This is a genomic window from Alteromonas sp. S015 (assembly GCF_036864485.1).
Lineage (GTDB): Bacteria > Pseudomonadota > Gammaproteobacteria > Enterobacterales > Alteromonadaceae > Alteromonas.
This window is the reverse complement of sequence record NZ_JAZETO010000007.1, coordinates 250,647-276,403: the sequence shown is the minus strand read 5'-3', so window position 1 is coordinate 276,403 and position 25,757 is coordinate 250,647. Positions and strand designations below refer to the sequence as shown.

Annotated in this window: 27 protein-coding genes and 1 tRNA gene; 10 read left to right on the top strand and 18 right to left on the bottom strand. The window is 40.7% G+C overall.

Annotated elements, in window-relative coordinates:
- Positions 1–102: 102 nt before the first annotated feature.
- The 10 genes from V7R42_RS14880 to V7R42_RS14835 form a co-directional block, all read right to left on the bottom strand.
- Positions 103–465: a DUF4440 domain-containing protein gene (locus tag V7R42_RS14880; protein ID WP_231514349.1), complete on the bottom strand. Its 363-nt coding sequence runs from the start codon at positions 463–465 to the stop codon at positions 103–105.
- A 136-nt stretch (positions 466–601) separates the two neighbouring features.
- On the bottom strand, positions 602–1,072 hold the full coding sequence (locus V7R42_RS14875) for a YybH family protein (RefSeq protein ID WP_012516902.1): 471 nt from the start codon (positions 1,070–1,072) through the stop codon (positions 602–604).
- Positions 1,073–1,092: 20 nt separating this feature from the next.
- Entirely contained in the window at positions 1,093–1,980 is an 888-nt protein-coding gene (locus V7R42_RS14870) for a copper resistance D family protein (protein WP_203565510.1), read from the bottom strand.
- 21 nt (positions 1,981–2,001) lie between these two features.
- On the bottom strand, positions 2,002–2,355 hold the full coding sequence (locus V7R42_RS14865; protein WP_012516900.1) for a copper resistance CopC family protein: 354 nt from the start codon (positions 2,353–2,355) through the stop codon (positions 2,002–2,004).
- An 80-nt stretch (positions 2,356–2,435) separates the two neighbouring features.
- Positions 2,436–2,927: a DUF411 domain-containing protein gene (locus V7R42_RS14860; RefSeq protein WP_334021037.1), complete on the bottom strand. Its 492-nt coding sequence runs from the start codon at positions 2,925–2,927 to the stop codon at positions 2,436–2,438.
- 104 nt (positions 2,928–3,031) lie between these two features.
- Entirely contained in the window at positions 3,032–3,415 is a 384-nt protein-coding gene (locus tag V7R42_RS19960; protein WP_438823657.1) for a CopL family metal-binding regulatory protein, read from the bottom strand.
- A 1,152-nt stretch (positions 3,416–4,567) separates the two neighbouring features.
- Positions 4,568–5,230, bottom strand: coding sequence for a hypothetical protein (locus tag V7R42_RS14850; protein WP_334021036.1), 663 nt, complete (start codon positions 5,228–5,230; stop codon positions 4,568–4,570).
- Positions 5,227–6,114: a DNA-processing protein DprA gene (locus V7R42_RS14845; RefSeq protein ID WP_012516816.1), complete on the bottom strand. Its 888-nt coding sequence runs from the start codon at positions 6,112–6,114 to the stop codon at positions 5,227–5,229. The genes V7R42_RS14850 and V7R42_RS14845 overlap by 4 nt, the downstream gene beginning before the upstream one ends.
- 304 nt (positions 6,115–6,418) lie before the next feature.
- Positions 6,419–7,642, bottom strand: a complete 1,224-nt coding sequence (locus V7R42_RS14840) for a hypothetical protein (protein ID WP_334021035.1) — start codon at positions 7,640–7,642, stop codon at positions 6,419–6,421.
- Positions 7,643–7,810: 168 nt separating this feature from the next.
- Positions 7,811–9,916 carry a DUF3987 domain-containing protein gene (locus V7R42_RS14835; protein ID WP_334021034.1) on the bottom strand — a complete coding sequence of 702 codons (2,106 nt, stop codon included), beginning with the start codon at positions 9,914–9,916 and terminating at the stop codon, positions 7,811–7,813.
- 332 nt (positions 9,917–10,248) lie between these two features.
- Between V7R42_RS14835 and V7R42_RS14830 the strand changes: the two genes are divergently transcribed.
- The 6 genes from V7R42_RS14830 to V7R42_RS14805 all read left to right on the top strand — a co-directional run bounded on the left by V7R42_RS14830 (position 10,249) and on the right by V7R42_RS14805 (position 15,454).
- Positions 10,249–10,875: a hypothetical protein gene (locus V7R42_RS14830; protein ID WP_334021033.1), complete on the top strand. Its 627-nt coding sequence runs from the start codon at positions 10,249–10,251 to the stop codon at positions 10,873–10,875.
- Positions 10,876–10,996: 121 nt separating this feature from the next.
- Positions 10,997–11,890 (top strand): tyrosine-type recombinase/integrase, encoded by an 894-nt coding sequence (locus V7R42_RS14825; protein ID WP_202285880.1) that lies wholly within the window; start codon positions 10,997–10,999, stop codon positions 11,888–11,890.
- Between the two features lie 12 nt (positions 11,891–11,902).
- The gene (locus tag V7R42_RS14820; RefSeq protein WP_334021032.1) at positions 11,903–13,933 is read left to right on the top strand and encodes an AAA family ATPase; all 2,031 of its coding nucleotides are present in this window, start codon (positions 11,903–11,905) and stop codon (positions 13,931–13,933) included.
- 18 nt (positions 13,934–13,951) lie between these two features.
- Positions 13,952–14,419 (top strand): hypothetical protein, encoded by a 468-nt coding sequence (locus V7R42_RS14815; RefSeq protein WP_334021031.1) that lies wholly within the window; start codon positions 13,952–13,954, stop codon positions 14,417–14,419.
- A gap of 275 nt (positions 14,420–14,694) precedes the next feature.
- Positions 14,695–15,102 (top strand): DUF2787 family protein, encoded by a 408-nt coding sequence (locus V7R42_RS14810; protein WP_334021030.1) that lies wholly within the window; start codon positions 14,695–14,697, stop codon positions 15,100–15,102.
- Positions 15,103–15,160: 58 nt separating this feature from the next.
- Positions 15,161–15,454: an RNase H1/viroplasmin domain-containing protein gene (locus V7R42_RS14805; protein WP_334021029.1), complete on the top strand. Its 294-nt coding sequence runs from the start codon at positions 15,161–15,163 to the stop codon at positions 15,452–15,454.
- A 1-nt stretch (position 15,455) separates the two neighbouring features.
- Here the strand turns inward: V7R42_RS14805 and V7R42_RS14800 are convergent, their stop codons facing one another.
- Together V7R42_RS14800 and V7R42_RS14795 are read right to left on the bottom strand one after the other, a co-directional pair.
- On the bottom strand, positions 15,456–16,205 hold the full coding sequence (locus tag V7R42_RS14800) for an NYN domain-containing protein (protein WP_012516807.1): 750 nt from the start codon (positions 16,203–16,205) through the stop codon (positions 15,456–15,458).
- 21 nt (positions 16,206–16,226) lie between these two features.
- Positions 16,227–16,985: a DUF2034 domain-containing protein gene (locus V7R42_RS14795; RefSeq protein WP_334021028.1), complete on the bottom strand. Its 759-nt coding sequence runs from the start codon at positions 16,983–16,985 to the stop codon at positions 16,227–16,229.
- Between the two features lie 128 nt (positions 16,986–17,113).
- Here V7R42_RS14795 and V7R42_RS14790 point away from each other — a divergent pair, with 128 nt between their 5' ends.
- On the top strand, positions 17,114–18,133 hold the full coding sequence (locus V7R42_RS14790; RefSeq protein ID WP_334021027.1) for a DUF429 domain-containing protein: 1,020 nt from the start codon (positions 17,114–17,116) through the stop codon (positions 18,131–18,133).
- Between the two features lie 82 nt (positions 18,134–18,215).
- Here the strand turns inward: V7R42_RS14790 and V7R42_RS14785 are convergent, their stop codons facing one another.
- The 6 genes from V7R42_RS14785 to mutY all read right to left on the bottom strand — a co-directional run bounded on the left by V7R42_RS14785 (position 18,216) and on the right by mutY (position 22,992).
- On the bottom strand, positions 18,216–18,557 hold the full coding sequence (locus V7R42_RS14785) for a DNA cytosine methyltransferase (protein WP_333973638.1): 342 nt from the start codon (positions 18,555–18,557) through the stop codon (positions 18,216–18,218).
- Positions 18,558–18,810: 253 nt separating this feature from the next.
- A complete protein-coding gene (locus V7R42_RS14780) occupies positions 18,811–19,962 on the bottom strand; it encodes a hypothetical protein (RefSeq protein ID WP_012516803.1) in 1,152 nt (383 codons plus the stop codon).
- Complete coding sequence (locus V7R42_RS14775; RefSeq protein ID WP_069943559.1) at positions 19,955–21,052, bottom strand: nucleoid-associated protein; 1,098 nt, start codon at positions 21,050–21,052, stop codon at positions 19,955–19,957. The genes V7R42_RS14780 and V7R42_RS14775 overlap by 8 nt, the downstream gene beginning before the upstream one ends.
- Positions 21,053–21,360: 308 nt before the next feature.
- Positions 21,361–21,436, bottom strand: a tRNA-Phe gene (locus tag V7R42_RS14770).
- Between the two features lie 151 nt (positions 21,437–21,587).
- Positions 21,588–21,860, bottom strand: a complete 273-nt coding sequence (locus tag V7R42_RS14765) for an oxidative damage protection protein (protein WP_014947929.1) — start codon at positions 21,858–21,860, stop codon at positions 21,588–21,590.
- 64 nt (positions 21,861–21,924) lie between these two features.
- Positions 21,925–22,992, bottom strand: a complete 1,068-nt coding sequence (gene mutY / locus V7R42_RS14760) for an A/G-specific adenine glycosylase (protein WP_334021026.1) — start codon at positions 22,990–22,992, stop codon at positions 21,925–21,927.
- Positions 22,993–23,142: 150 nt separating this feature from the next.
- Between mutY and V7R42_RS14755 the strand changes: the two genes are divergently transcribed.
- The 3 genes from V7R42_RS14755 to V7R42_RS14745 all read left to right on the top strand — a co-directional run bounded on the left by V7R42_RS14755 (position 23,143) and on the right by V7R42_RS14745 (position 25,741).
- A complete protein-coding gene (locus V7R42_RS14755) occupies positions 23,143–23,847 on the top strand; it encodes an alpha/beta fold hydrolase (protein WP_334021025.1) in 705 nt (234 codons plus the stop codon).
- Positions 23,848–23,939: 92 nt separating this feature from the next.
- The gene (gene trmB / locus V7R42_RS14750) at positions 23,940–24,659 is read left to right on the top strand and encodes a tRNA (guanosine(46)-N7)-methyltransferase TrmB (protein WP_334021024.1); all 720 of its coding nucleotides are present in this window, start codon (positions 23,940–23,942) and stop codon (positions 24,657–24,659) included.
- Complete coding sequence (locus tag V7R42_RS14745; RefSeq protein WP_334021023.1) at positions 24,659–25,741, top strand: methyltransferase; 1,083 nt, start codon at positions 24,659–24,661, stop codon at positions 25,739–25,741. The genes trmB and V7R42_RS14745 overlap by 1 nt, the downstream gene beginning before the upstream one ends.
- Positions 25,742–25,757 lie beyond the last annotated feature (16 nt).

Here is a 25,757-nt window from a genome sequence, read left to right as displayed (position 1 = left end):
TAAGGCATTTTGGCAATAGGATAGCCGAGATGGTTCTGATCTTGAGCAAACTGGAAAGCTACCGTTGATATTACCAAAGTAGCTTTCAATACATTTATTTCGCTAGTCTTTTGCACGATTTCTACTAGAGGAATGCGTGTGAACTACCAGCCACTCACCGTTAACTTTTTTAAAAAGAAAGGTTTGAAACCCCGTTTTGTTGAAAGTTTTTCCAGACTTCCTAACCTCTCCTTGAACGGTTGTATCAACGAGTGTCCAAGCAAAATCATCTTCTACATGAGTTTGAATGTTAGAAAAATCTAAACTTAAGAAAACTAAGGCATCCTTTTCTGGTTCAACATGATGCTCTATCAAGTCACTTAACCCTACATTCTGTCCGCCAGATTCAAAGTATCTTGCGCCTTTAAAGTCGAAAAAGTGCTTTTTAAAGGGGGCACCGTCTCCATTCTCCCAGCCATATTCAATTTGCTTTATAATGTCTTTTATCTGATCTTTATCAGTTGCATTGTTATCATGAGCGAAAGTGAAAAAAAGATAACAAAGACGAAATGATTATGATTAAAAATTTTTTCATACGAGCTCTCTCGGGTAGTTAATCGAATCAATTTGACCAATGAATATGTTTGATTTTCCACTCTCCTTCGGTGTTGATTAAGACAATTGTTTCCATACTTTGGTAGTCTCTCTCTTCCCCCTTAAACATCCCATTGACCAGAAACCGCGATGCGGAGATTGCTGTGTTGCCCAGAACTTTGACTTGATGCTCCAACGCTTTATTTGTCACTGACGATAGATATTCCATATCTGAATTCATATGATGTTGAGCATATTCATCTGCGCTCCTCTCAACTCCGCCTCCTTCATAAATAGTCACATCATCCGCCAGTAGGCTCTTCGCAGTGATTTTGTCTCCCGTATTAAGCGCGTGATGGAATGCAATAACTATTTTAGCTGCAGGCGTATCTAACCCACTAAACATACCTTTCTCATGATGTTCTTTTTCATGGGCACTAGCAGCAAAACTCATGATTACGGGCATGATAAATAGTAAGACTAATAATTTAATTTTCATTTGAATTTCTCTTCTAAGTTTTATCTTTCGGGACCTACAATACTCGTAAGCCCAGAAGTAATGATTAAAATAGCAACTGCTATTGTTAACTCTAATGAAATGGATTTTGAGAGTGCTTCGCTTCCCGAGCCACTTTTAAGTTTTGGGACTAATTTCAGTTTGTGCCGTATAGCAATAGCTAGAATGCTAGTTACAAGGAACATTTTAACAAGAAGAGTTTGCCCATATATGGAGCTAAATAACCCTTCAAAACTACCTACCAATTGAATAGCTAGCCAAATGCCTGCAGATAATAATAAGGTAACCAATACGGCCGCCTGCGTACCAAACCTATCCATTAATTTATAAAGCTTTTCGTAGCTCTGGTAATGGCAGGAGAGCTTTAACGGAATCAATGCACCAAACCACCAAGCCATAACAAATACGTGAACCATAAGTAGTATTCGAGCAATACTTCCTAATTCAGAAACGTGGCCGGTTAAAGTAAATGTGTACGAGAGAGTGAATAGACACAGCACAAGTAAGCAAGACTTTAACCTTAGGAAAGGTTTAAGAGGTTTAAATTTCAATAAGTAGATAGTTATTAAAGCTACGGCTAGCCCCCCCGCACGATACAAGGTGACTTCACCGATAGGAGAACTCAACATTATCTTAAGCATAAAGGGGTCAAGTGCGCCTTGAATTCCCTCTTCTACCATCGCTCCAGTGTTCGCGATAAACCACACTGCATTAGAAATAAACGCAACAAAGACACAAACCTTTACCCATACAGCGCTATAAGATGGCGTTGTATAACTTGTCCTACTGTCGTTAATATCTCGCCAGAAAAATGTATATCCAGCTGTGGCCGCGAAACCTAAATAAAACATTAGCTTTGTCACTACAATTACAGTGTTCCAGATATACATTTCCACAGCTGAATCCCCTTTTTAGTGCACCATAAATCCAAAACTATCTTTCATCTTGTGCCCATCGGAGCCAAGCATGATGAACTCAACATTGTATGAACCTGGACGTAATTTAGGTAAGGTCCAAGAATAATCCGTTGCAACCTCTTTCGGAGGTTCAAAGCCAAAATCAACTTTTGCACCTTCACTGTCTTTTAAAACTACTTTTATTAATCTAACTCCCTTGGTAAAGCTGACTGATAGTTCCATTGGGGCCTCCATCAACATTGCATTTTTGCTTGGTGTGCTAGATTTAATTTCTATAGCCTCATGTGCTAATGCCACGCTGCTTAGCAGTACACTAAATATTGCAAATGATTTAACAAGTGCTTTCATGATTACCTCTATCTTTGGTTTTTAAAAATTAAAATTGCTTTGATTGTCAAAAGTGCGCATTTATTTGTTTAACTTTGACTTCAATCGAATTGACTTTCGTAGCTTTCTACTTTCGCGTAAGGTTCGTAGCTCCCATCTTGATATATAATGAAAACGGTATAAGGCATAAACTGCTCTGCTACTTCCATTCCGGGTGAACCTACTGGCATAGCTGGAACAGATAACCCGATAGCCTTTGGATGTTCTTCTAACAAGAATCGTTTTATAAACTTAGAAGGGACATGGCCTTCAAATACAAAGCCACTTTCTGTAACAGCGGTATGGCAAGAGCGAAGATTTGGCGAAATTCCGTATTCGTTCTTGATGTCGCTCAAGTTATGAAAGTCCTTTGTACGTAGTTGAAACCCTTGGTTTTCTAGATGGGTTATCCACTTTTTGCAACATCCACACGATGGTGATTTATAAACTAATAATTCGAAGACGTCGTTTGCGCCATGGTGGATATTTGCCATGGCAATGCTAGGTAGAATTAGCAGTAATACCGCAGCTTGATAGATGATTTTTTTTAACATTTTTGCCTCCAGACAAAGCTGGCACATATAGGTACGCTAGCACCTAGATAATAAACAGGAACTGAAACAAATTGTGCGTTAAATTTGGACGCACTGACCCCGTGTTAGGCAAATATCGGTGGGCGAAAAAGTGAGGATGTTACTGAAACTGGCTGTTGGAAGAACAAGCCAAATGAAGCGTCCGGCACCACTGGGTGTTGAACAGTCATCATGGAAGCTATAAGGACGGGAGCATGAGTACAACCACCTGGTGGGCATGTGCATTCCGAAGTGTTGCAACAATCTTTAATACTAGCGTTCTCCGAACTGCTAGAATCTACACTCATACCATGGCTCATGTTCGTAGAGCAATTCGATTCAGAATTACTATTGTAATGTTTGTTGTCAATAGCCATTTCAAAACTCATAGTATCTACAGCCATCGCTTGCCCGACGAGGGCAGATAGCACTGTAAACACTAATATTACTTTTGATATGGATTTAAACATTTCTTAAGCATTAAACATAACCAATATGGAGAATAATGGATTTTCGCGAATTGGTAAACAGTTGAGGCTGATTTGTGATTAGAATAGCCCGTTCATCGGCAGAATTTAAGAAATAGTCATGATGAGAGAGATAGCCTACAACCATGCAAATTTTTGGGCGCGTCTCCAACTCCATAATTCAGATACTGCGGTAGAACTTGAACGCTTTAAGTAGCCGCCACAATACTTCCCTTTTGTCCAGTTCCATTAACGTTATAACGGGGGCTAACCAGAAATACAAAAAATTGAGGAGGCTTGAGGAGCTATATAAATAAACACACCCGATAAATATAAATTCATCGGCAACTTGAAAGAGAAATCAGATATTCTGTTTAAATCGTTGAGGCACAAACTAACTTCAGCGATTTCAACTTAAGCGCCACTCAAGCGCTGGTCGATAAGTGACTCTCGCCCCGCGGTTATAGATACTCTCTGCTTCACTTATTTTTCTGCATATGAATAAGGCGATTAATATCAGCTTTAGGATACAAAAGTTCAATCACTTCTATCAATTGTGAGCACGGTAATAAGTTGTCTATCCGTGATAGGAAAACCTCTTTATAGGGCTATCAGCGCTTGCTTTAGCTGACTACTGGCAATAATTAACTGTTGGCTCACGAGCAGTAGAGAATGTAACTTAACATGCAGTCATGATCTCACGTTAGGAACTTATTTGCATCTTCCCTAGTATCAATTGAATAACACTTTTATGCTGGTTCTAATTATTTCATCGATCTCGGAACATTGATTGAGACAGGTAACGTTAATCTATATTAACGTGATCTATCCTTTAGTAGCGATTATCGAAAGCTACATAGCTACTTTCTAGTTAACAACTATTCGAGACGCTATTACAGTGAAGCTGATTGATTTATCGCCACTTTTACGTAGTCAAAGGGAACAACAAGACGGTCTTTTCCTGAATAGAACGTTTATCTGCTTTATTCTTCTGCTAGCATGGAGCAACAAGTTTGTATTAGCTAGATTGCACGGACATTAAGTGTAAGATAGAGAAAGCGTATTGGTTTCAGGTAACGTGCCAATGTACTTAATGACTTTCGTAGGTCTACCTTAGTTAACGAGTAGTGCACCTTGAAGAAGTTGAGTTCGCGTTCAAAAAAAGTCAGACAAATCAATTTCTTCAAAAGGGTTTTCATGAACTCGGCGAGCAACAAACAAACCCTGAACCCGCATTTGCGGATATAGTCTTTTTATCGCAATTTCAGCACCTTTGTAATGACTGCCTGTTGTTAGCACGTCATCTATAAGAAGGATAGCCTCTGTACCTGAAGGTATTGTTTCCTGATGAACTTGATAGGTATCAGCCCTATCTTCAGGATAAAGTCGACTATCAACAGACTCATGATCAGGTTCAGTATTTGAGACTTGCGTGATACATTCTGCGATTGGCAGACGACAATTCAATTTTGCAGCAGCATTATCTAATGTCTGTCTCATCCTCGGATCATAATCAGGATCACCAACGATCTTTGAGGGTGGAATAGGGACAAATAAAAACCTTTGAAGCCTGGAAGTATCGATTACACTTGCCAACAAATCACCTACACGCTCAATTGCCCGTAACTTATAAGGCCACTGATTAGTGCCTTGTACGGACATTTTCTTTTTCAAGTTTTTAATAAGCTGATTGGTCTCACTAAAAGACCAATCTTTATAGGCGGTATATTCGCCAAAGTACCAACACTCATCATTATCGGTTAGATGATAGTGATCCCGAAGACTCAATTCATCTACTTTTTGAAGTCGGAAAGTCAAGGCTGTAAATGCTCCTTGATGTCATCATACTCTCTCACTCTGATAGCACCTTTCTTTTCGAATGTGCTTGGCCAAGTAATGTTAGGGTTTTGAAAACAACTTTCTAAGATAAATAGCTTTCGTCCTTGCTCCAAGGCTGCTCTTGCTTGAACTAAAGTACCAGAAGTTTCACTTGCTTCAATTATGACAGTCGCTTCAGTAATTGCCGACATCAACTTATTCCTTTCAGGAAAGAAAAGCTTGTTATACATCGGTGTCTGCTTTGAGTAACGAACAAAAGGTACCTGGCTGATCACAAGAAAGTTTTTGCTCAAAAACTCCTGAAGCTTCTTATTTTCTTTTGGGTAGTTTTCAGATAACGGTGTGCCAATCACTGCCATTGTTCTCCCGCCAGCTTGTAGCGCAGTTTTGTGCGCGGCAGTATCGATTCCTTTGGCTAGCCCTGAAGTAATCGTGTATCCATCTTTAACGAGTAACTTGACTAGCTTTCGAGTACGCTTGATTCCATCATCCGATGGCTCACGTGTGCCAACAATTGCTATTGATGGAGAACTCGCAAGATCCCAAAATCCTTGATAGTACATCAATTCAATAGGATATCTGGCATCTCTTAATTTCGGCATATATTCAGCGGTACCATGAATACGAATACCGAAATCCTCAACCCCAGCCTTGTGAATAAGACCTAAAGCTTCCTTTTTGTAGCTCTCAATTTCATCGGGTTCAACAAAGTCAGATGGTAGAGAGCTAGGTGAACTCTTAAATTTTTCTGCAATACGTTTGAATGTCGCACCTTGTTCTGCCCATAAAGCTTCATAGGCACCCATTTCAGTCGCTGGACTTATAGGTTCAAATTCACTTTGGTTTGAAAGGTTAAGCTGCATTTAATTTATTTCTCACAAACTGTATTTTTAACCAGTCTATCATCGAATTTAAATTGCCGAAACGGTGAATAGATGAATGTCATAACGCGTGCTGCACTACAAGTCAGAATGCAGTAAGTCAAGAATACGCATTATCATTTGACATTTTTTTTTGATTTTCATCTAACCCACACTATGTATTAAGTAAACTGAAAGTAATCACAAGTTATCTTTATTATTTCGCGTACCTTGAAGTTGTGCTTTGTCTTTTTCGTTTCTGATAAATTAGTATTTTACTTCGAATACTAAATTCTGTTTTATAGGCTTAGCATTCAAATTCTGGATACAATATTAACTCGACCAGTTTCCCGGTTAGCAACTGTTGCTGTTGCTCTAACCACGTCGGTTCAATCTTATATACTGACATTCTCTTACCTTTGCTTTTTAATACGCGTCGTATATGACTTCTCCTTAGTTTTACACTTTCCTGTCGCTTGTCTGTAAGCATCGTTTGCAAAATGTCATTACTTTGTAGGTAAAAGTAATTAGGAGATATTAGCCTCATTTGCTTAAGTCGTGATGGAAATGCAGTCAAACCCTTTAATTCGGAACTATGACCTTCACGGTTAGGTAAGTGTCGCCACTCAATACGCGTAGTGACAGCCAAACAATCGATTGCTGTTTTGACTTCTGAATAATCCTTACTTTCTTTCAGCAGTTTTTCGTATACGATGCAATGGCTGGATTTCTGCCTTTTGCCAAGATAAGTGGTTTCTACAACTCGTTGACCATCAAACGGTATACACTCAGATACGATACGTTTCGCGTTATTTCTGAACGCTTGTACAAACGCTGATGAAACACCAGGTAATAAAATGCCGAAGTCGATTCTTGTCACTTTGGCCTTGCTGAACAATTGCATATACCGGTATTCACCACCAATCCGTTTTTGAACATGAATTAGCGCCTGCTTTATTTCATCCCGTGTTAGCTTATTTGGATTAAACGATAATCGTAGAGAATGCTTACCGGACTTATTTTCGCTGCTTTCTAAATATAAGAACAAGGACTTATAATTATCACCGTAAAAGCGAAGCTCGAATCCGTGTGAGTAACGCGGCTTGCCGTTACCTAAGGTAGGGCCTTTGTTTAACTCATATGTTGAAACTGTAAGAACTTTAAAGGCAGCTGGCTTTGCAGCTGTTCCTGCTTTGTAAATACGTGGTTTACCATCTTTACCAATAGGTTTTAGTACGTTATCAACATCAACCTTTGAACACCTAACCGTGATAGTAATCCCATCACAATCGAGAGTCAGATATCGTTGTGGTTCACTACTATATTTTCTCAGTAACTTTGCTTGGTACTGGCATAAAGCAATGTCTTGCAACAATGCTGTAGCGCAATCAATTCCCATAAAACTTGGAACAGAATTTTCCAAATCAAGCAGTGCCAACAGCTGCGAATTGTATTTGTCGTTAATAAGTTCATAGCGAGACTTATCAAAAGTGCTACGAATCCATGACTGTGTATTTTTGCGTTCTGCCATAAAAACACTCTTTTAATACGTAGAAGTGTCTGCCTATACCGTATATTAATAATGTGTATTAATAGATAGTTACAGTGGTATTACAGACATTAACAACTAAAAATGAAGGTGTTGAGTGTGCATTTTGTTGAACTAAAAATGCACCTCAAACAACTACTAAGGCTTATATCATTGGGCACCAGCTTCAGTGATATAAGGATTCACTTCCCACAAAGGTTTCTGTCTGCAACTTGTAGCCTTTCTAACCACTAATGCAGACTCTAAAACCATAATGGCTCGGTTCACTTCATCGGTGTTTGTGTTTAGCCCGCTCCAATTCTTTTGCGCTATGTCACGAGCCGAGAACTTGGACGGGAGTCGATCTATTCGTTTTAAAATCAGTATCGCATTAGCAGTATCAACATTTGTTCTAACATCGAAAACGTGGCGAGCATGAGATTCCAAGAATTTTGCAATTCTGACGGCTTTTTTAGCTGAGGTTTCGGAAACGCTTTTTATAGGGCCGACAACTTGTTTCGCATTGTCAAAACTTTCAACCACTTCAAAAAGCAGTGCAAGTTTAGGCACTAGCGTTCTATATTTTAATAGGTAGTTTTGATACACATTATGTACGTCTTTGTTACTCTTGAAGGAAGTAATCTCGCGGTACCACTGTTTATAAACACCCAATGCTCGCTCTGACAAGCAAACGCTGCGTTCTTTCAAGCCAAGATTTGGCTGGAAGCCGAAATCACATCGATTAATTGAACTAAAGAGACTCTGTACTTTCGAAATTAATGATACTTCCACTTCTCCGGAAGCAGATGAAACGTTGTCAGTAGTTTTCGGATGAAGAAGAATGTTAAAGCGCTGCCACAGTCCATCATTTTCCTCACTTCCCTTTAAGGTATTTCGAATATGCGGATAAATAACAGATGGTTGGGTGGTTGCAAAAATCGACAAGAGCATGTTACTGGCATACGTAGTGCCCGTGTTTAGCCTATCGATATCATGCTGACCAAACCCCGAATTACACTCCAGTAGGAATGAACGATATTCAAACCCTTTAGAGCCTCGAAGCTGATAAATAAATAGTTTTAGCTCCTCAAGGTCCATCAAAATGCCATTATGATTTTCGCCTAGCATGTGTTGCAGGGCGGCATACGTTGCCTTGTTGGTTGTATAACGTACTAACGTCGGCTTTTGAGGCTGTCTTGAGTTTTCGCTTACTTCAGATGCTAGTAATTCCTCCATCTTTCTTTTTTCTATAGGGTCTAAGGTTTTATCGATAGCGGTAATGCGCTGTCTGATATGCTTTGAAACAGTCTTCTCACGTTCTTTTCTTATTTTTTTCAGCGCTTCATACCGTTCTATAGCATCTTCGTAGTCTGACAGGGCCTTATCATTCAGTGGGCAAAAAAACTCCCTCATTCGCAAATGCACAGGTGACTTTCCTGCTCCCGAGTCTCCTATTGATATAGCCCAAAAATTTGGCGCTATAACTAAATCACTATTTTTCTCAGGTTTTACGTGAATTTTATGACCTATGACAGAACCAATCATTGTCAAAAGCGGAGCAAAAGCAAATTCAGGAGGGCAACAATAGGCTTTGCTAAAGCTTCTTACAGTTTCTTGCATTAATGCAGGGAGAGAATCAATTGGTAAAGATTCTCTGGTCCCCTCATCCGCGTTTAATTTAGATGGTGACACCCATACTTTTAGCTCATTCTTAAGAACGAACTCTACTGGCGTAAGCGGCTGATATTTAAACCAAAGCATTTGCGCAAAAGCGTTTTGCTTCCAGTTCTTTGAGCCTGGAAGTCGAATGGGAAAATAGGATATGACTTTTGCGCTAATGCAACCTTCTTTTTCTGCTTTTATGGCATCAGCTAACTTCACATGCTGTTCTTCGTCTTCTAGACAGACGAACCATGTTACACTGTACTTTTTTTCTCCTATTTTTGTAATGACTGAGGCATGAGAGACACTTTTAAGAAATTTTTCTTCTTCCACATTAACAATCTCAAACATACCTTGAATGCCCTTTAATTCCCTATTTTTGGGCCACACGTCATTTCTGATAAGGACATTTTTGCGTTCGTTATTTTTAACTCTTAGCCAGTTTTTTCCTTCAGCTACGCTCTTGAATGTTTTTCTTGATGAATTTTCCCCATTAAATACACCATATATTAAGTCTTCATACACCATTCCAGTTATTTCAATCAGCTCGTCAACATCCTTAATACGATTGAACTGTAGTTTTCTTAATGTAGAAATACATGTTTTTATTTTCATTGGCTATACTCCAAAAAATTACTTTGATGACCATTCGATGTGTTAAATCAAAACCTATTTTCCGGATGTGTAGCAGCAGTGTCCTCAGTGAAAAAGACCTATTAAACACCTCATAAATAAAGCAAAAATAACTATTTAATATCAAGCACTTAAACAGGAAAGGCAGAGCTTTTTTTTTCGTTGTCGTCAGACATGTTTAGAAGCGTGATAGTTAACATCAATACTAAGGTGAAATTTATCTCTTTAAGCTATTGTTCTTATTACCAAAAAAAACTGATAGGCTAAAAAAAATTAAAATAAAAAACTTTCCAATAGTTCGGAGTTGAGTAATTGTGAAATTAGGAACGGAAGAAAACCGAATCAGACTGGTGCCAGATAACGTTAAACGCGAGGCATTAGAACAAGCGACAGGGCTAGGTCGTAGCGGCGATGTAAATATTGAATTAAGTCGCATGAAACCGCCGCAGCAAGCTTTCGACCTGTATTTTAAAAATTTGGTCCGAAATCCAAGGCTTGATGCTGACGATATTCGACTCGGCTTTTTACTCTTTGACTTACTTGAGCACAACTTAGGAAGCCAAAGCTTTCTTCTCATACCAATGTCTGACTTCCATATGTCACAAATTGGAGAAAATGGGGTGCTCTACTTTCACGGCACTCGCAACTGTGAGTTTGGATATGACTTTTTGGAAAAGCAAAGTCTGTTAGACATTGCTAATAAATGTCGGCTGGACTTGGATACATCACATCTTATTAGTTTGCTCAATAGACTACACAGTTTCTTTTACATAACTTGTACAGAGTTATGTGAAGAAAACCTCGCTGTAAATAGGATAGGCTTCAAGTACACGAAGGAAGAAGTTTTGTTATCTAAAGATGCCAAAATTGTTCACATCCGTCTCAATGAGCGGTTCAACAAAATAGATCTCACTAAGCGCTGGGGGAAATCAACAAAATAACTATTTTTTACTGGGACAAAACAGCCATATAAATCACTAATATCGCCTGATATTATCTTTTTCGCTTTCTAAGCACTTCCATTCAAATTCAATACTTTTAACTACAACTTCGGAGCATTTTATGAATGCAGCTTGCCCCTATGCGCTGTATTTAGGTCGACTTGCGCCTAATAGTCAGCGCTCTATTGCTTCACAACTAAATAGCATCGCAGACATGATGGGTTGGACTGATGAAGAGCGAGAAGATAAATATCATCATATCGACTTTCAACAAGCTACCTATATCAAAACGAAACTTATCACTCAGGGTTGGTCAGCTAGATCTATCAACAGAGCAATGATAGCAATCAGAAGTATCGTAAAAATAGCTGTACTGTCTGGGCTCGTACCAGAAATGCAGTCAATTCAACTTCGGGCTATCAGCAAAGTGAATCATGGCAAACATGATGGAAAGCCTCTCTCAACTGAGCAGGTCAATAAGCTGCTGATAAAGTTACAACGCGATAAATCTGTTCTTGGCATTCGAAACTACGCGTTAATCTCAACACTTTTAGGCACAGGGTTACGACGAAGTGAACTAGTAGCACTCTTGGTAGAAGACTTTATCGAAGGTACAGCTTTGATCGTCAGAAAAGGAAAAGGTAACAAGAGCCGAACTGTTCATCTGCCAGCATGGACGCAACTTGCGCTGAATCAATGGCTAGCACTTCGAAGTAAAAGCAACGGCCACTTGTTTGTTCGTGTTGCAAAAGGTGGAAATATTAAACACAACACCGCGTTGTCATCGTGCTCTATCTATTCACTCACTAAAAAGTCGCTAGCATCAATTGGCATAGAAGGAGTCTCGCCGCATGACCTTCGACGAACGTTTATCACACGATTACTTGAACAAAATGTAGATATAAACACTGTGCGCCAAATGGCAGGGCATGAGGATATCAGTACAACCATCATGTACGACAAGCGAGATGAAAAAGTGATGAAAGAAGCTGCATCTCTACTTTCCTATCAATAATGGGGCGCTAGCATGTCTTATAAAGTACTCAATAAGTCGAGTGAGCTTAATTACCTTGCATGTGAATGGGGCAAGCGATTGCTCAACTATCTGCCTTTAGTCGATACCGATATACTCGGTAAAAGTCTTGCCAGTAACTTACGTGGTAGCAAGGTATCTACCCAATCGTTTTTCATAGGTAGAAGCAAAAACGTCAATTACAAAGCTTGCCTCACTATTACTGATACTCAGCCTCAGGTAACGAAAACCTTTTTAGCAAATTGTCGCTATATCAGAACCGTGATGGACTTGCCTAAGCAAACCGAGTTACTGATTCAGTTCGCCTTGCTCTCGCAGGTTAACAAGTGGATTAGAGCGCTTTCTTCTGAGGTGCACATGCAAACAAGCCACCTTTCGTTAAACGAAATCCTCAAAGACATTTCAGGCATCAGTGACGAACTATTTTCTCACGCAACTGCACAGCTCAATCATTATGGTTTTCTGCCTGATACAGACTTTTTGTCCTTCGAGTATGGTGCAATGCCAAAAGCACTTGTTCGAACGTTGTTAAGTGAAACAATCACCTCAAGGGAAACACTTATAGCACCGTTGCTGCATCCTTCGCCCGATGCAAACTTCACATTGGATGACTTTCCTCACGTGAATACTGCGCTTTTGTCGCAATATCTCACTGCTGCTAGTAAGTCTAGACAGTCTGGAGCAAGTATTTTGCTCTATGGAGCTTCAGGAACAGGTAAAACAGAGTTATCGAGGACACTTGCCAAATACTGCGATAGAACACTTTACGAAATTCGCTCTACTGCACTTGCTAGCAATTTTTCTGAAGATGAGTTCAATAGCCGCTTTCCAAACAAAGAAAGGCTACGTTATTTAGCGTTACTTCAATCATTGCTGACGCGTAAGGCGGACGCTATGTTGCTGGTAGATGAATGCGAGAGTTTATTCGATTGTGCTGACAGCCAATACAGTAAAGAACATCTACAGCGATTCATTGAGCAAAACGAAATTCCCTGCATTTGGATTACAAACCATATCCAATATCTTGAGCCAAGCTTTATAAGGCGATTCAAGCTCGTATTAGACGTTCCTACGTTAAGACCAGAAGAAATCGAACAGATAACGCGGCCTTACTATCACGGCTTGAGTGTTTCTCCGTCAGCACGAAAAATGATTAGTCAAACAGAGAACATTACGCCAGCAATTGTTGCTAACGCAACACATGTCGCTCACGCTGTAAACGCTAAACGTGCTCGCGCAGAAGCTGTAATCGGTCAAGTTGTCGAAGCTTCACTCAGAGCAACGGAGCAATGGCAAAATAAACTTGAGTACAAAAGTGAGCTACCTTTCGATACGAGCTACTTAAATATTAAGCAGTCAAAGGAGTATCTCAACGAGATAGCGTTCGCACTTAAACACAACCAGCCAGCGAGAACATTGATTTCAGGTCCTCCAGGAACAGGAAAAACGGCTTTCGCGCACTATTTGACAGAGCAACATGGTAGGAAACTGCTGCGTGTTAAATGCTCTGATATTTTAAGTAAATGGGTGGGTGAAAGTGAGCAAAAGGTGGCTGAGCTATTTCAGCGCGCTCATGATGAGGAGCAAGTCATATTGCTTGATGAAGTGGATAGCTTACTAAGCTCACGTGAAGCGCTCACTGCTCATCACGAACATCAGCTGGTTAATGAGTTCTTAACGCAAATAGAGTGTTTCACACAGCCTTTATTCGCTGCTACTAACTTTTCCGACAAGCTTGATAAAGCCGTGTTACGTCGGTTCGATTTCAAACTAGACTGCCAATACCTTACGTCTACTCAAGTAGTAGAGTTGTACAAAAAACTCACTAAAGTTAGAACGCTCAAGGAAGCTGAGACACAAAGGTTATCTTCACTTAGCAACCTTACACCCGGTGATTTCGCTCTATTGGCTCGTCGAAAGAAGTTTCAACCCAAAATTCAAATTCGTGACTTTGCCATCAACCTGTTGGCAGACGAAAACCTGCGCAAGCAGAAACACACACCAATGGGCTTTATTCGCCCTTAACATTTAAAGGTAAACATTATGACTACATCTGTATTGAGTTCGCTCAAGGTTATCGCTCGTCCTGAAATCAAGCAAAAGCCACCGGTATTGAACAAGCGTATGAAGCTAATCAACCGACTTGAACAGCAAAAAAAGCTCGCCACTTGTATGCTTGAAGGCACACCATTCGTGGCATACAAAGAAAAAACAGTCAAAGATCCAGAAACAGGAGAGCGGATTAAAAAACGTTGGCAGGCTACTGTTCGTCCTTGGTACTACGACACAGATAACCACTATTTCCTGGAAGTAAAAGTGGGCATAAGAGCAATCGAGTTACAAAAGGGGAAACCAGCCATAGATGTTGGCGCTAAAGAAAAGCTTCCCGAGGTCATCGACATCTTGATAAGCGCGGTAGAAAAAGGAGAGCTTGATGAGTTCTTAATATCGCCGCCAAAGACTGTCGCAAAGGGGAAGACTCCGACCAACGCAAAGTTAGCAAAATCGTAGTTAGCCCCCTGCTCTACTCATCAGTTATCGCCCTTAGCGCGTGATTGTATGAACAACGACAACGAACCAAGAATCGAGTGCTGTCTATCTTACAAAAGTAAGTCGCACTTACGTAGCGCTAGCGTTTCAGAAGCTTAACGAATAGCGCTACTGAAAGCGACGTAGAAGACATTGAAAACTGCTAGTCAGGTACGTTACTTAGTTGCTTGAAAGCGTCGTACAGACGCGCTAGGCAGCACTCACATTCATAGATTCCAATTAGAAGAGTTTTTATTATGCATATTCATTATGAAGGACTCGCTTTGCCTGTCTCAAAGCGATTTGCACGAGCACTCGTCGATTTACTTGTGCAGCATAGCGTGTCACAAACAAGCGTAACAATTAACTTCAGAGACCCTAATTACTCAGCTGAAAATGGTGGTTTTCACCCTGTAGAGATTCGTTTGGAGAAACGCAATAACGCATGGCACTTTTGCTACGTCACCGACTTCGCCTATCTAGGAAGCGGCCCCTATGCAGAGCTAGCAAAAGACCTCGACTTTGATTTCGATGCAGGTGTTTTTCAAAACTTGTTTGGTGTATTTCCTATTGAGCAGGCAACCGATATGTACCAAATATGGGAAGGTAACTTCTTGCATTACTGGCTGGAATTAGATGTCTTCTCGATATCGGTATCCGAGTAGCTACAAAACATAAAAGTGTAAACGCATTGGGAAAGCTGACAAACCAAAGGAGGTAATCATGTCGAGATGCTTTTCCAACTACAACATCACTAGCAGGTATGCCGCTTATGTAGTCTTTAAAGGTCGAACGCCGGGAGTTTACAAATCATGGAAAGAAACTAAAGCCTTAGTGAATGGCTATTCAGGAAGCCGTTACCAAGGTTTCGCGTCTATCGAAGAAGCAAAACGCGCCTACAGACGCTTTTTGGACGAGGGCAAAATAGTGCTCAAGACAAAACGCAAAACCAAGCAAAAGAAACCTTTAAAGTCGAATATGGAAAACGTTGATCTTCCTCCTTGGGAATTAGATTAGGCTAAGTGGTCGCGAAGATAGGACGGTACAAGATAATTTGTGTCGTCCCTTTTCCTTTCTGTCTCGTCATTTCAAAGACGGTAGGCAGACTGGAAACAATATCGGTCACTTTTGCTGCACCATAAGTTCTTGGGTCAAAATCAGGTTTTGCACGTTTTAGAAAATTACCAACTGGACTAACATTCACCCAACCATCATCATTCTGATATAACTCCCAAGCTTTAAGCATTGCTGGTATTAGCTCTTCTGCACCATTACCAGCGCTACTTTGCTCCTGTTTAGGTTTACCTGATTTAGAAACCTGACCAGCCTCTAGGTTTTCGGTGAATATAAAGTCATCACAGGCGTTGCGAAATGACACTGGCGTTTTTTTCTCACCTACGCCAAACACAAACTTCTCTGATTCTCTCAAACGTGACGCTAGCTTAGTAAAGTCGCTATCACTGGATACTAAAGCAAATGCGTCTATTTTTTCAGAATAGAGTAAATCCATCGCATCAATAATCATCGACGCATCTGTTGCGTTTTTACCCGTTGTATAAGCAAATTGCTGAATCGGCTGTATGGCTAATTCATTAAGAGGCGTCTTCCAATTCTTCAACGCATCAATAGACCAGTCCCCGTAGGCACGCTTGATGAGAACATGGCCGTGTGCTGATATCTCATCCAAAATGGCAGAAAGTTTCGACAGCTGAGCGTTATCAGCATCAATTAGTACCGCTACTTTTTTATGAACATCCAAGTCTTTCATCAATTTTATCCTTAAAAATACTTATTCTGTGTAACGACATTTAGGAAAGGCAGAACAACCTAGAAAGGTATTGCCTGCATGGGCTCCACGCTTTGCTTGTCGTTCAACAAGATCACTTCCGCACCTAGGGCAAGTGGTCTTTTTTATCTCCTCTACCTTTGGCTCCGTTTGCACATCATGGATAAGTGAAAGCAGCTCGTCTCCGTCAATGAGTACAACGGGCTTATCAGAGGCGAAATCTATAGCTTGCTGGGTGAATTTACCCGAACAAATAATAATAACCTTGTTTGCATTGCTAGCGGTGAGCACGCCAAACATCTCACGTACCACGCTGACACCAACTTTTTGTGCCTTCCATTGTTTGCACTGAACGATGACTCGTTCATCGCCTTTCCTAAGCTCTAGGTCAATTCCACCGTCAGCACCAAACCCACCTTCGGTTACTCGATACCCTTGTCTACGATAGGCTTCTGCCACTAGTTCTTCGAAGTTGCGCCAGTGCAGCTGACGTATAGTTTCAATACTCTTTTGAGCATCTAATTGCTTGGCCTTGCGTCGAGCATTAAAAAATGAAAATGGAGCAATGAGTAATATGAAAATTGCAAAGTAAGGCGCAGGAACTGCGAGCGCCTTAAATACCATATTGATTAGCTGATTATTCGTCTCGATAGAAGGCAGCAAATGGCCGATCAATAAATAGGTAATTGCCGATGTTGTAACTGAAACCCACCATGGCGCTTGGAAAAGAAGGTCAGCAAAAGATGTGTTTTTTCTAGGCATAATCAAACATCCTTGTTAAATATCAAAAATATATTAACTCAGGCAATATCTTGATTGGGTATTAATTTCAATCGTGTAGTATCGTCTAACAATAGACGGTAGGTTTTTGAGAAATAGGAGAGGTAAACATGGACGTGTTTATCGGCATTGATGTCGCTTGTGCGAAAGATAAGTATTTACCGCTGGTGATTTGCACCAGACAAAATGGACAATTATTGCCGTTTCCATTAGCTAATTACCAAATAAAATCACCTAGAGGGTTGGGAAACGCTCTAACACTGCACGAAAAAGTAAATCAAGCATTTGCAAACGATGTCGCGCGCTACATTGAAACGGTATGCGTCACCTATCAGTTGAATCCTGTTCGTATTGGCATTGACTCACCACTTAGACCAAGAGATAACCGGCTTAAACGCAGGCTCGCGGAACAGGCACTCGATAAGGCAGGCATCAGTTGTTACACAACGCCATCGAGAGACGATTTCGAAGCCATTAAGGCAAAGGGTATTGATCATCTGCAAGCAGATAAGCCAATACAAAACCTGCCACATGCTCATCAAATATTTATGCTATTAGGTTTTGCACTGAACGAGCGGCAAAGCAAAGTAGCTGAGTGCATAGAAGTCTATCCACACGCGACAGTGAAACAATTAGGCGTTGCTGATATCCATAAAAGCAAAGGGAATCAGGCCGAGTTACAATTATCTGCCATGTCGCAATATACGGGTTGGCCGATAACTAACGAAGACTGGGAACAAGCAGCCAACATGTGTCTTGGTCCGATGCACGATAGAGTGGACGCCTATAGTGCCGCATGGGTAGCCAGCTTACCCGAAATGGAGCGCACCTGTTTTGGTGACCCAGAGAAAGGCGATGCTATCTGGATACCAAAAGTTAAGCCTATAAACGGTATATCTGCAAAGCCACCGACAAAGCCCATTCCCATAACCAAGACAAAACAGGTTGTCTTCAATGCAGAAAATAAGCGTTCTTGTCCTGCCTGTCATCAGCATGAATTTAAACGATGGCCGTTTGGATGGGACGCGCATGCTACTCACAAGTGCACTGGACTTAAAGCGGTCGAGCCTGAGGCAAGAAAAAAGGAGTTTAAGCGGAGGTTTATAAACAGTTCAAAGAGCCAAAACTAAAAGATAGGGGAAAATTCAGCTGACAGGGATCTACATGAAATTTAGATTTGCGCTCGTTCCCCCATAAAACTCCAATAATTTTTTATAAAAGCCGAGATAAGCAGCTACCTAGTGCAGCCCCTAGTATTGGTGGAACTGCATTACCTACCTGAGTATATTGAAGAACCTCAAATTTTCTCATGTTCCCACCAGTAGTAACTTTTAAACGAAATACAAATTGGTCGGGAAAAGACTGAATTCGAGCCATTTCTCTAACTGTCAGTACTCGAAGCTCGTGATCATCATAGTGACAAGCATCATCCGGAATGGATAAAGCAGCAGGTGCAGGTGAGTTAGCAATTAAGGCTTTTTGAGTTTGTTTCTTCGTAGGATGAGCTTTCAAGTAATTTTCAAGTTCTGCTTTAGAGCCAAAGCGATATGGCATTGGCTCGTTTGCAAAGATAGCTTAAAACCTCGACTTTGACTTTCAGGCGGGTGTGTTCAAAAACCTATTTTTTTTTTATATCGAAAAAGCAAAGGACATATACCGGATATGGGAAGGCAATTTTCTACAATCTGGGCAGAAGCTGTCAGTTTTTAAAGTAATTAAAAGCCAGAACTAGTACAGAGGAAGAGACGCACATCTAACAATTTAAACGATAACTTATAACATTCACGCCATTTTTCATGCGCCCTGTTCAAAACTTCCAAAATACAGTTGCACATATTAAGTACATTGCTATGACCGAAATAATTATATCCCTTAGATTTCTAATATCTTTGATACTATCCTTCTCCGTTTCAGTTACTGAAGTCATTGCAGCTTCAATTTTCTCTGAAATAATGCTCTTTGCGAAATTGTTATTAATATCGGCTGTACGACTTTTATATAGTTGCAGCTTCGTCTGGGTATTTTCCGCTATACGTTTTATAAACTTCTTCTTACTTATTAAGGACCTGAAAACTAACAAAAGAGCTAATGAGGCACTAAAAATTAATGCCAGACTGACACTTTTTTCGGCACCTCGCAGAGCTGAAGCGAGTATTACAGCCCCAGGGACAGCTAATGCTTGCATGTAAAAACCTTGAATCTGCTCTTCCACTTTGTTTATAAAATCACCTACATCCTCTTCCAAATCTTTAACAAAGTCTTCAAACGAAAAACTTTTTAAATAAGTTTCATAATTTATGTGAAACTTATTTAAAAGCTCTTCTCCAAACTCTAAAAAATCAACAAAACATAAACCATTATTTTTCACCATATCGATAATAGAAACCCTCATAGTCGAAAGCTTCTCACCTTTATGTGCATCATTCTTATTTAATGACTTTAACAACTTCGATGGGTCAGTAATAGAATCTACAAGACCTTCTATTACTGATGAGCAAATATCAGCAGGATTAAAAGTAACGACTGTAGAAGATTTATTAGATCTATGATCTATGAATACATAGGAAAAACTTCTCTCTTCTCGGTCATTCGAAAAAAAATGATCAGCAGTCATTCGAAAAAATTCGAACCAACCATTAATATTCTTCATAAAATCATCAACTTTCACGAAAGAGTTTCCAGCACTTAAGATTATTACTTCATCCGGGTAAGCTCCTTCATTGTATGATAGTGCTGATTCTAATAAATCATGAAAATCTTCATAAATAAAATCTAGCTCTTCAACAGAGACTGTCCCAACATTACTATTAACATCAAAATGGTAACTTTGATGGTTAATTGGAGAAAAGAGTTGCTTAAATTTTTCTTCCTCCAATTCCTTTGATGTCAAAAAATCTCCGTTTACAAACAACTTTCCTTCACAAAAAAACTGCTTTAAATTTGCAGATATTTTAGTCATTTTGTAACTTCTTAAGTTCTTCTATAATAGCAGGGTCTTTTATTTTCGTTTTTACAGTTAGCTCATTATTGTTGCTATTAAAATCAACATTCCCTTTCCTACCCACTCCTTTAAATAGGGACTTTTTAAGTTTTAACTCACCAACTTCAGTATCCAAAGAAATAAAGACAAGTTTGTCCCTATCACTCTTTGTCACTTTAAATTCTTCATTAACTTTATAGTTATATTCATGTATAAAATCTTCGAATGATGATGAGGATATTTCAATATTTTCTTCTTTTCGAAGCGTAGAATAAATCACAGCGCTCAGCTCATGAACTTTAGTTGCGAAACTTTGCCTTTCATTATAGTCAATTCTTCCAACAACTTTACTTATACATTCTTCACGCTGTGTTCTATCTAATTTTTTATGCTCTAAAAATTTATTTAAAGCATCAATTACGTTAGTAACGCTCTCATTGTTCTTAATCAAATTATCTGCATCAAAAAAATCAACAAAGTAATTAGTTGTGCCGCCACTTCCGTTAATGAATGAAACGTCTATATCTTTTTTTTCTGAAATAGATTCAACGAATTCACCTATGTTAATTATGGCTCCTTGCATTACATCTTCGAAATCAATTATATTTGTGCCTCTCGGAGCTCCATCATCGTTAAAACGAAGTGCTGACTTATCTTTTAACAACACAACTAAAAGATTTTCAACATACGATGTGTTGTCTTCTGTACTATCTTCTCTCTCCTTCTTGTATTTGAGAAAGATCTGAACAACTTTACTCTGAACTCGCGATGTCTTTAGCGCAATACTGTTCTCTGTTTGCATACTTTTGACAAAATCAAAGAAGCTTATTTTGCCTTCACTAATTAAATGATTGTGAAAGCTACTAGCTAGTGATTTTGGCTTAGGTGGAAAAGAAATTTTAGCGTGATTTTTTGAGCGCTTGCGAATTTTTTGCTCAGCTTCCTTCGCAAAGTCAACAACATAGCTATTTGTAACATCCCAAGAGTGTCCGATAGTGCTAACCCATTTTTTTGTTTCGTCATCTTGTTTATAGGGTATGCTTATACCGCCAGAAACTTCTATCTTCATTTTTATAAACTTCCCAGTTTAACAATTTTCTCAAATGAGTTTACCAATGTAATAGTTAAAGACAACTGCTCTATTACGAGCCATTGAGGTGCTCGAATATCATGGAAATTGAATTGGGTAAAATATAGAGATGTTATAAGACAACTATAGGGAATGCATGGTAGATAATATAAGCAACAACAGGAATGCTGCCCATAGGTGGTATAGAGTCATAGCTACTCCGATTTGAGTTCCACTACGACCCACTAATATTACATTACTGAAAATAAAAAAGCCCTGATCATTTATGATCAGGGCTTCATTATAAGTGGTGCCTCGACCCGGGATCGAACCAGGGACACGCGGATTTTCAATCCGCTGCTCTACCAACTGAGCTATCGAGGCTGAAACTTGTTAGCGTTCAAGGCGTTTATTGCCTGTCCTGCTGTGGGTGCGTATTAAACGGTTTTCGCCTTCACAAGTCAACCGTTTTTCTCGCTTTTTTTTCGCTTTTATTACTGTTTGCGCATTGTTTGCTCAAAAAGCGCTTTTTTGCTTATTTTTCAGGCGGAACATAGCCTTCAATCGTAGGTTCTACGTCGTCAAATAAATATGCCGACATTTTTTCTTCCAAAAACTTACGGGCATTCGGCTCCATCATATTCAACTTATGTTCGTTAATTAGCATGGTTTGTTTTTTTTGCCATTCAGCCCATGCTTCTTTAGAAATGTTGTCGAAAATACGCTTACCCAGCTCGCCAGGATAAAGTTGGAAATCCAAGCCGTCTGCTTCTTTTTGAAGTTTGCGACAAAATACCGTTCTTGCCATATTATTTCCTTTCGTTCGTTCGCTATCTGTTTAGCAGTAAGTATTACGTTGGGCTCAGGAGCATCTAACGCATTAACTGCTGAATAATCTTGGTGGTAGGTGCCGCTAAACCAACTTCAATAGGCTCGTTCAACGAAAACCAACGATATGCCCTTTCGGCTACGTGCTTTGTTGGCGGAGAGTTTACCACGGCCACCACTGGGGTGATATCTAAATGAAAATGACTAAAGGTATGACGAAACCCTTCCAGTACTCTAGTCTCATCAATACTGATACCTCGCTTGGTAAGCTGCTCAACCCCTTCTTCTAGTGAAGATACCTCGATAAAGCCATATAGGCCGCCCCACAGTCCCGCTGAAGGACGCTGCTCTAAATACACTTGACTGTTAAACTGTGCCACCATCATAAAAGTCGACTTTTCAGGCAGTGCCTTTTTCGGCTTTTTGCCCGGATAGTCGGCTTGCGCGCCCTGTGCGTAGGCGATACAGTCGGCTTGAAGTGGGCACTCGTCACACTTAGGTTTGCTTCGCGTACAGATCATCGCGCCCAAGTCCATCATCACCTGCGTATAGTGGGCACAACGCCCACCTTCTGGGCTAGTAGGGGTATTTTTCTCGGCCACTTCCCAAAGCTGATTCTCTACTTTTTTTTGGCCCGGCCACCCGCCTATTGCATAGTAGCGCGCGAGTACACGCTTAACGTTGCCATCTAAAATCGGAAAGCGCATATTGCGAGATAGCGACAATATGGCCCCGGCGGTTGAGCGCCCAATGCCGGGCAAATCCATCACTGCTTCGAGACTATTGGGAAACTCGCCCTGATATTTGTCTACCAACGTATTAGCGGCTTTGTGAAGGTTTCTTGCTCTTGCGTAGTAACCCAGTCCGGTCCAATGGTGAAGCACGTCGTCTTGGGATGCCTTAGCTAAAGCATGCACGGTGGGAAATGACGCCATAAAGCGCTCAAAATAAGGGATTACCGTAGTAACCTGAGTTTGCTGGAGCATAATTTCCGACACCCACACTTTATACGGTGTAACGTCTTGCTGCCAAGGCAAGTGCTTTCGCCCGTGTTTATCAAACCATGCAAGCACTCGCTCGGCAAAGGTACCTGTGTATTGTTGTTCTATCATAATCGTCTGTATGGAAGTTACTACCGCTTGGGTGTTTGTTAATAGCGCTTATTCACTAACAAAGCGTGGCCGTTTTCTGCTTAGCGACCATTCATTAAAAAGCCCACTATGGTAGCATGTAACTCGCCAGTTTATTGTTAAGGAGCACATGTGTCTGTGCAGCACCCTGTTTTATTTTTTCCCGGTACGCTTTGCGACGAACGTGTGTTTCTGCCGCTTTGGCGTGCGTTAAGCATTGCGCAACGTCGGTATGTGCCACTTCAATGGGCAGCATCGCAAGAAGAAATGCTGGCATTAAGTGAAGATCGTATTCTTGATAACGAAAAAGTGCACCTTGTGGGTTATTCCATGGGCGGATTTATAGCAGCATTAGTGGCACAGCGTAATCCTGCCACTATTGCCTCGGTAACATTAATCGGCTATAACCCGGAAGGCCTATCGAAAGAAGAAATTGCCAAGCGTAAGCAATTAACCACTATGCTTAAGCAGGGAAACTTTAAGCCAGACAACGATGCTTATCTTTCGCGATTTATTCACCCCACTCGTTTGAGGGACGAAAACGTGGCTGGCGTTGTAAAATCAATGGCGCAAGATTTAGGCAAAACAACCTTACTTAATCACACGCTAGCTACCACACCACGAGAAAGTACCGTAAAAGCACTCGCAAAGATCAATGCGCCGGTGACGTTTATTACCGCCCAGCAAGACGCTATCGCACCAGCAGGAGCAATACAGCAGCTAGAAAACGTACTTCCCAAAGCTACGTTCCACACCATTAGTGATGCTGGGCACATGATGATACTTGAGCAAACTGACGCTGTAGCGTCTATTATTGCGAAACAAGTGGGCGTATAAAATTAAGGCATTTTTTACCACGAGAGCGTTGCATAAGCCGCGGGTAAATGGATAATGCGCCACCAGAAAATTGGGTAAGAAAGGCATTGCATATGAGGCAATTCAAAAGTCAGGCGGAAGCAGAAGCCGCTGGAGTATACGTAAGCAAGGTGAAAAGCTTCGTGAAGCGCGAAGGCAGACTTACGAAAGCACAAGAAAAAGCGTTGGAAGATCACTGGCCAACCAAGGGCATTGATTATGCTGACGCACCGTTATCGCTACCAGATATTTTTGGTCGACACGCGCCTGTTGTTGCTGAAATTGGCTTTGGTATGGGCAAATCATTGGTTGAAATGGCCGCGAATGCACCTGAAAAAGACTTTATTGGCATTGAAGTTCACCGACCTGGTGTTGGCGCATGCTTAGCTGATGCAAGCGAACAGGGCGTCGAGAACTTGCGTGTAATGGATCATGATGCGGTAGAAGTGCTTAAAAATATGATTCCAGACGGTACACTGTCTCGCCTACAACTATTTTTCCCAGATCCATGGCACAAAAAGCGTCACCACAAGCGTCGTATTGTTCAGCCGGAATTTGTTGAGTTAGTTCGCACTAAATTAGCCATTGGTGGCTGCTTTCATATGGCAACGGACTGGGAACAATACGCTGAACACATGTTAGATGTTATGAACAATGCCGACGGTTATACCAATACGGCAACTGACGGCGACTATGTACCTCGTCCTGACTATCGTCCAATCACCAAATTTGAGACGCGCGGCCAGAAATTAGGCCACGGCGTATGGGATTTAATTTTCGAGCGTACTAAGTAATGATTCTATCTCCTCAAAGCCAACTGTTAGAGCGTAATATCGCGCTTTTCGACGAAGGCCAGTGGGCATTTATTAATCCTTCTGATGCGTATTTTCTAGACGGACTTAAATCGCAAGAAGTGACGGTAATTCATCAGTATTTTGATATTTTTTCAGAGTGCGTAAGAGTAATACCTTCGGTGTCATTTGATAGCCGAGACATTACGCGCACAGGTTTTGAGGTGAAACAGAAGGTAGGAAATCATACCCATATTTTTGCGCCTTTTGTGGCATTAGAAAAATCTCACACTGACGTGATGATTTTTTTACCCAAAGCAAAAAACCATTTCCAAATGCTGTTGCGAATGGCAGCCAGTATGGTGGGTCAAAACGGGAAAATTCACGTGGTAGGTGAAAACAAAGGCGGTATTAAGAGTGCGGCTAAGTTGATGGACCAATACGGCCCTACGCAAAAAGTTGATTCCGCACGCCATTGCAGTCTTATCACCGTTTTGGTCAAAGAGCCACATCTTGCCTTTGAACCCGATGCATGGCTTGATATGAACACATATCACGTTGAAGGTACTGCTTGGCAAGTGGCTTCTATGCCTGGTGTATTCAGCTATAAAGAACTGGATGCGGGGACAGAGTTGTTGCTAGAAAAGCTCTCGACATCATTAAGTGGTGACGTTCTGGATTTCGCATGCGGCGCTGGAGTGATTGCCAGCTATATAATGCTGAAATATCCGCATTTGAAGCTGCATCTTACTGATGTTAGCGCGCTTGCAGTTTATTGTAGCGCACTTACCCTTGCTGAGAATGAATTATCAGCAACACTACATGCTGCTGATGGTTTGCACGGTTTTACCCAAAAAGTGCAGCATATTGTCACCAACCCACCGTTTCATACGGGTGTTAAAACTGACTACACCATCACTAAGCGCTTTATTTCTGACGCAAAGGCAAGCTTAAGTCGTGGTGGCACTATGCAAATGGTGGCTAACCGATTCTTACCTTACCCCGGTTTACTTGCTGAGCATTTCCAAACCGTCTATACCACAGCACAAACGTCGCAATTTTCCGTTTATCAAGCGGCTTTGTAATTAAAAAAACCATTAG

Bases quoted from the DNA above. Each gene is read 5' to 3' on its own strand.
- V7R42_RS14805 (WP_334021029.1), top strand. From the start codon at position 15,161: ATGTCGAGATGCTTTTCCAACTACAACATCACTAGCAGGTATGCCGCT.
- V7R42_RS14860 (WP_334021037.1), bottom strand. From the start codon at position 2,927: ATGTTAAAAAAAATCATCTATCAAGCTGCGGTATTACTGCTAATTCTA.
- V7R42_RS14845 (WP_012516816.1), bottom strand. From the start codon at position 6,114: ATGCAGCTTAACCTTTCAAACCAAAGTGAATTTGAACCTATAAGTCCA.
- V7R42_RS14825 (WP_202285880.1), top strand. From the start codon at position 10,997: ATGAATGCAGCTTGCCCCTATGCGCTGTATTTAGGTCGACTTGCGCCT.
- V7R42_RS14870 (WP_203565510.1), bottom strand. From the start codon at position 1,980: ATGTATATCTGGAACACTGTAATTGTAGTGACAAAGCTAATGTTTTAT.
- V7R42_RS14815 (WP_334021031.1), top strand. From the start codon at position 13,952: ATGACTACATCTGTATTGAGTTCGCTCAAGGTTATCGCTCGTCCTGAA.
- V7R42_RS14800 (WP_012516807.1), bottom strand. From the start codon at position 16,205: ATGAAAGACTTGGATGTTCATAAAAAAGTAGCGGTACTAATTGATGCT.
- V7R42_RS14775 (WP_069943559.1), bottom strand. From the start codon at position 21,052: ATGAAGATAGAAGTTTCTGGCGGTATAAGCATACCCTATAAACAAGAT.
- trmB (WP_334021024.1), top strand. From the start codon at position 23,940: ATGAGGCAATTCAAAAGTCAGGCGGAAGCAGAAGCCGCTGGAGTATAC.
- V7R42_RS14840 (WP_334021035.1), bottom strand. From the start codon at position 7,642: ATGGCAGAACGCAAAAATACACAGTCATGGATTCGTAGCACTTTTGAT.
- V7R42_RS14875 (WP_012516902.1), bottom strand. From the start codon at position 1,072: ATGAAAATTAAATTATTAGTCTTACTATTTATCATGCCCGTAATCATG.
- V7R42_RS14765 (WP_014947929.1), bottom strand. From the start codon at position 21,860: ATGGCAAGAACGGTATTTTGTCGCAAACTTCAAAAAGAAGCAGACGGC.
- V7R42_RS14745 (WP_334021023.1), top strand. From the start codon at position 24,659: ATGATTCTATCTCCTCAAAGCCAACTGTTAGAGCGTAATATCGCGCTT.
- V7R42_RS14820 (WP_334021032.1), top strand. From the start codon at position 11,903: ATGTCTTATAAAGTACTCAATAAGTCGAGTGAGCTTAATTACCTTGCA.
- mutY (WP_334021026.1), bottom strand. From the start codon at position 22,992: ATGATAGAACAACAATACACAGGTACCTTTGCCGAGCGAGTGCTTGCA.
- V7R42_RS14865 (WP_012516900.1), bottom strand. From the start codon at position 2,355: ATGAAAGCACTTGTTAAATCATTTGCAATATTTAGTGTACTGCTAAGC.
- V7R42_RS14780 (WP_012516803.1), bottom strand. From the start codon at position 19,962: ATGACTAAAATATCTGCAAATTTAAAGCAGTTTTTTTGTGAAGGAAAG.
- V7R42_RS14785 (WP_333973638.1), bottom strand. From the start codon at position 18,557: ATGCCATATCGCTTTGGCTCTAAAGCAGAACTTGAAAATTACTTGAAA.
- V7R42_RS19960 (WP_438823657.1), bottom strand. From the start codon at position 3,415: ATGTTTAAATCCATATCAAAAGTAATATTAGTGTTTACAGTGCTATCT.
- V7R42_RS14795 (WP_334021028.1), bottom strand. From the start codon at position 16,985: ATGCCTAGAAAAAACACATCTTTTGCTGACCTTCTTTTCCAAGCGCCA.
- V7R42_RS14835 (WP_334021034.1), bottom strand. From the start codon at position 9,916: ATGAAAATAAAAACATGTATTTCTACATTAAGAAAACTACAGTTCAAT.
- V7R42_RS14810 (WP_334021030.1), top strand. From the start codon at position 14,695: ATGCATATTCATTATGAAGGACTCGCTTTGCCTGTCTCAAAGCGATTT.
- V7R42_RS14790 (WP_334021027.1), top strand. From the start codon at position 17,114: ATGGACGTGTTTATCGGCATTGATGTCGCTTGTGCGAAAGATAAGTAT.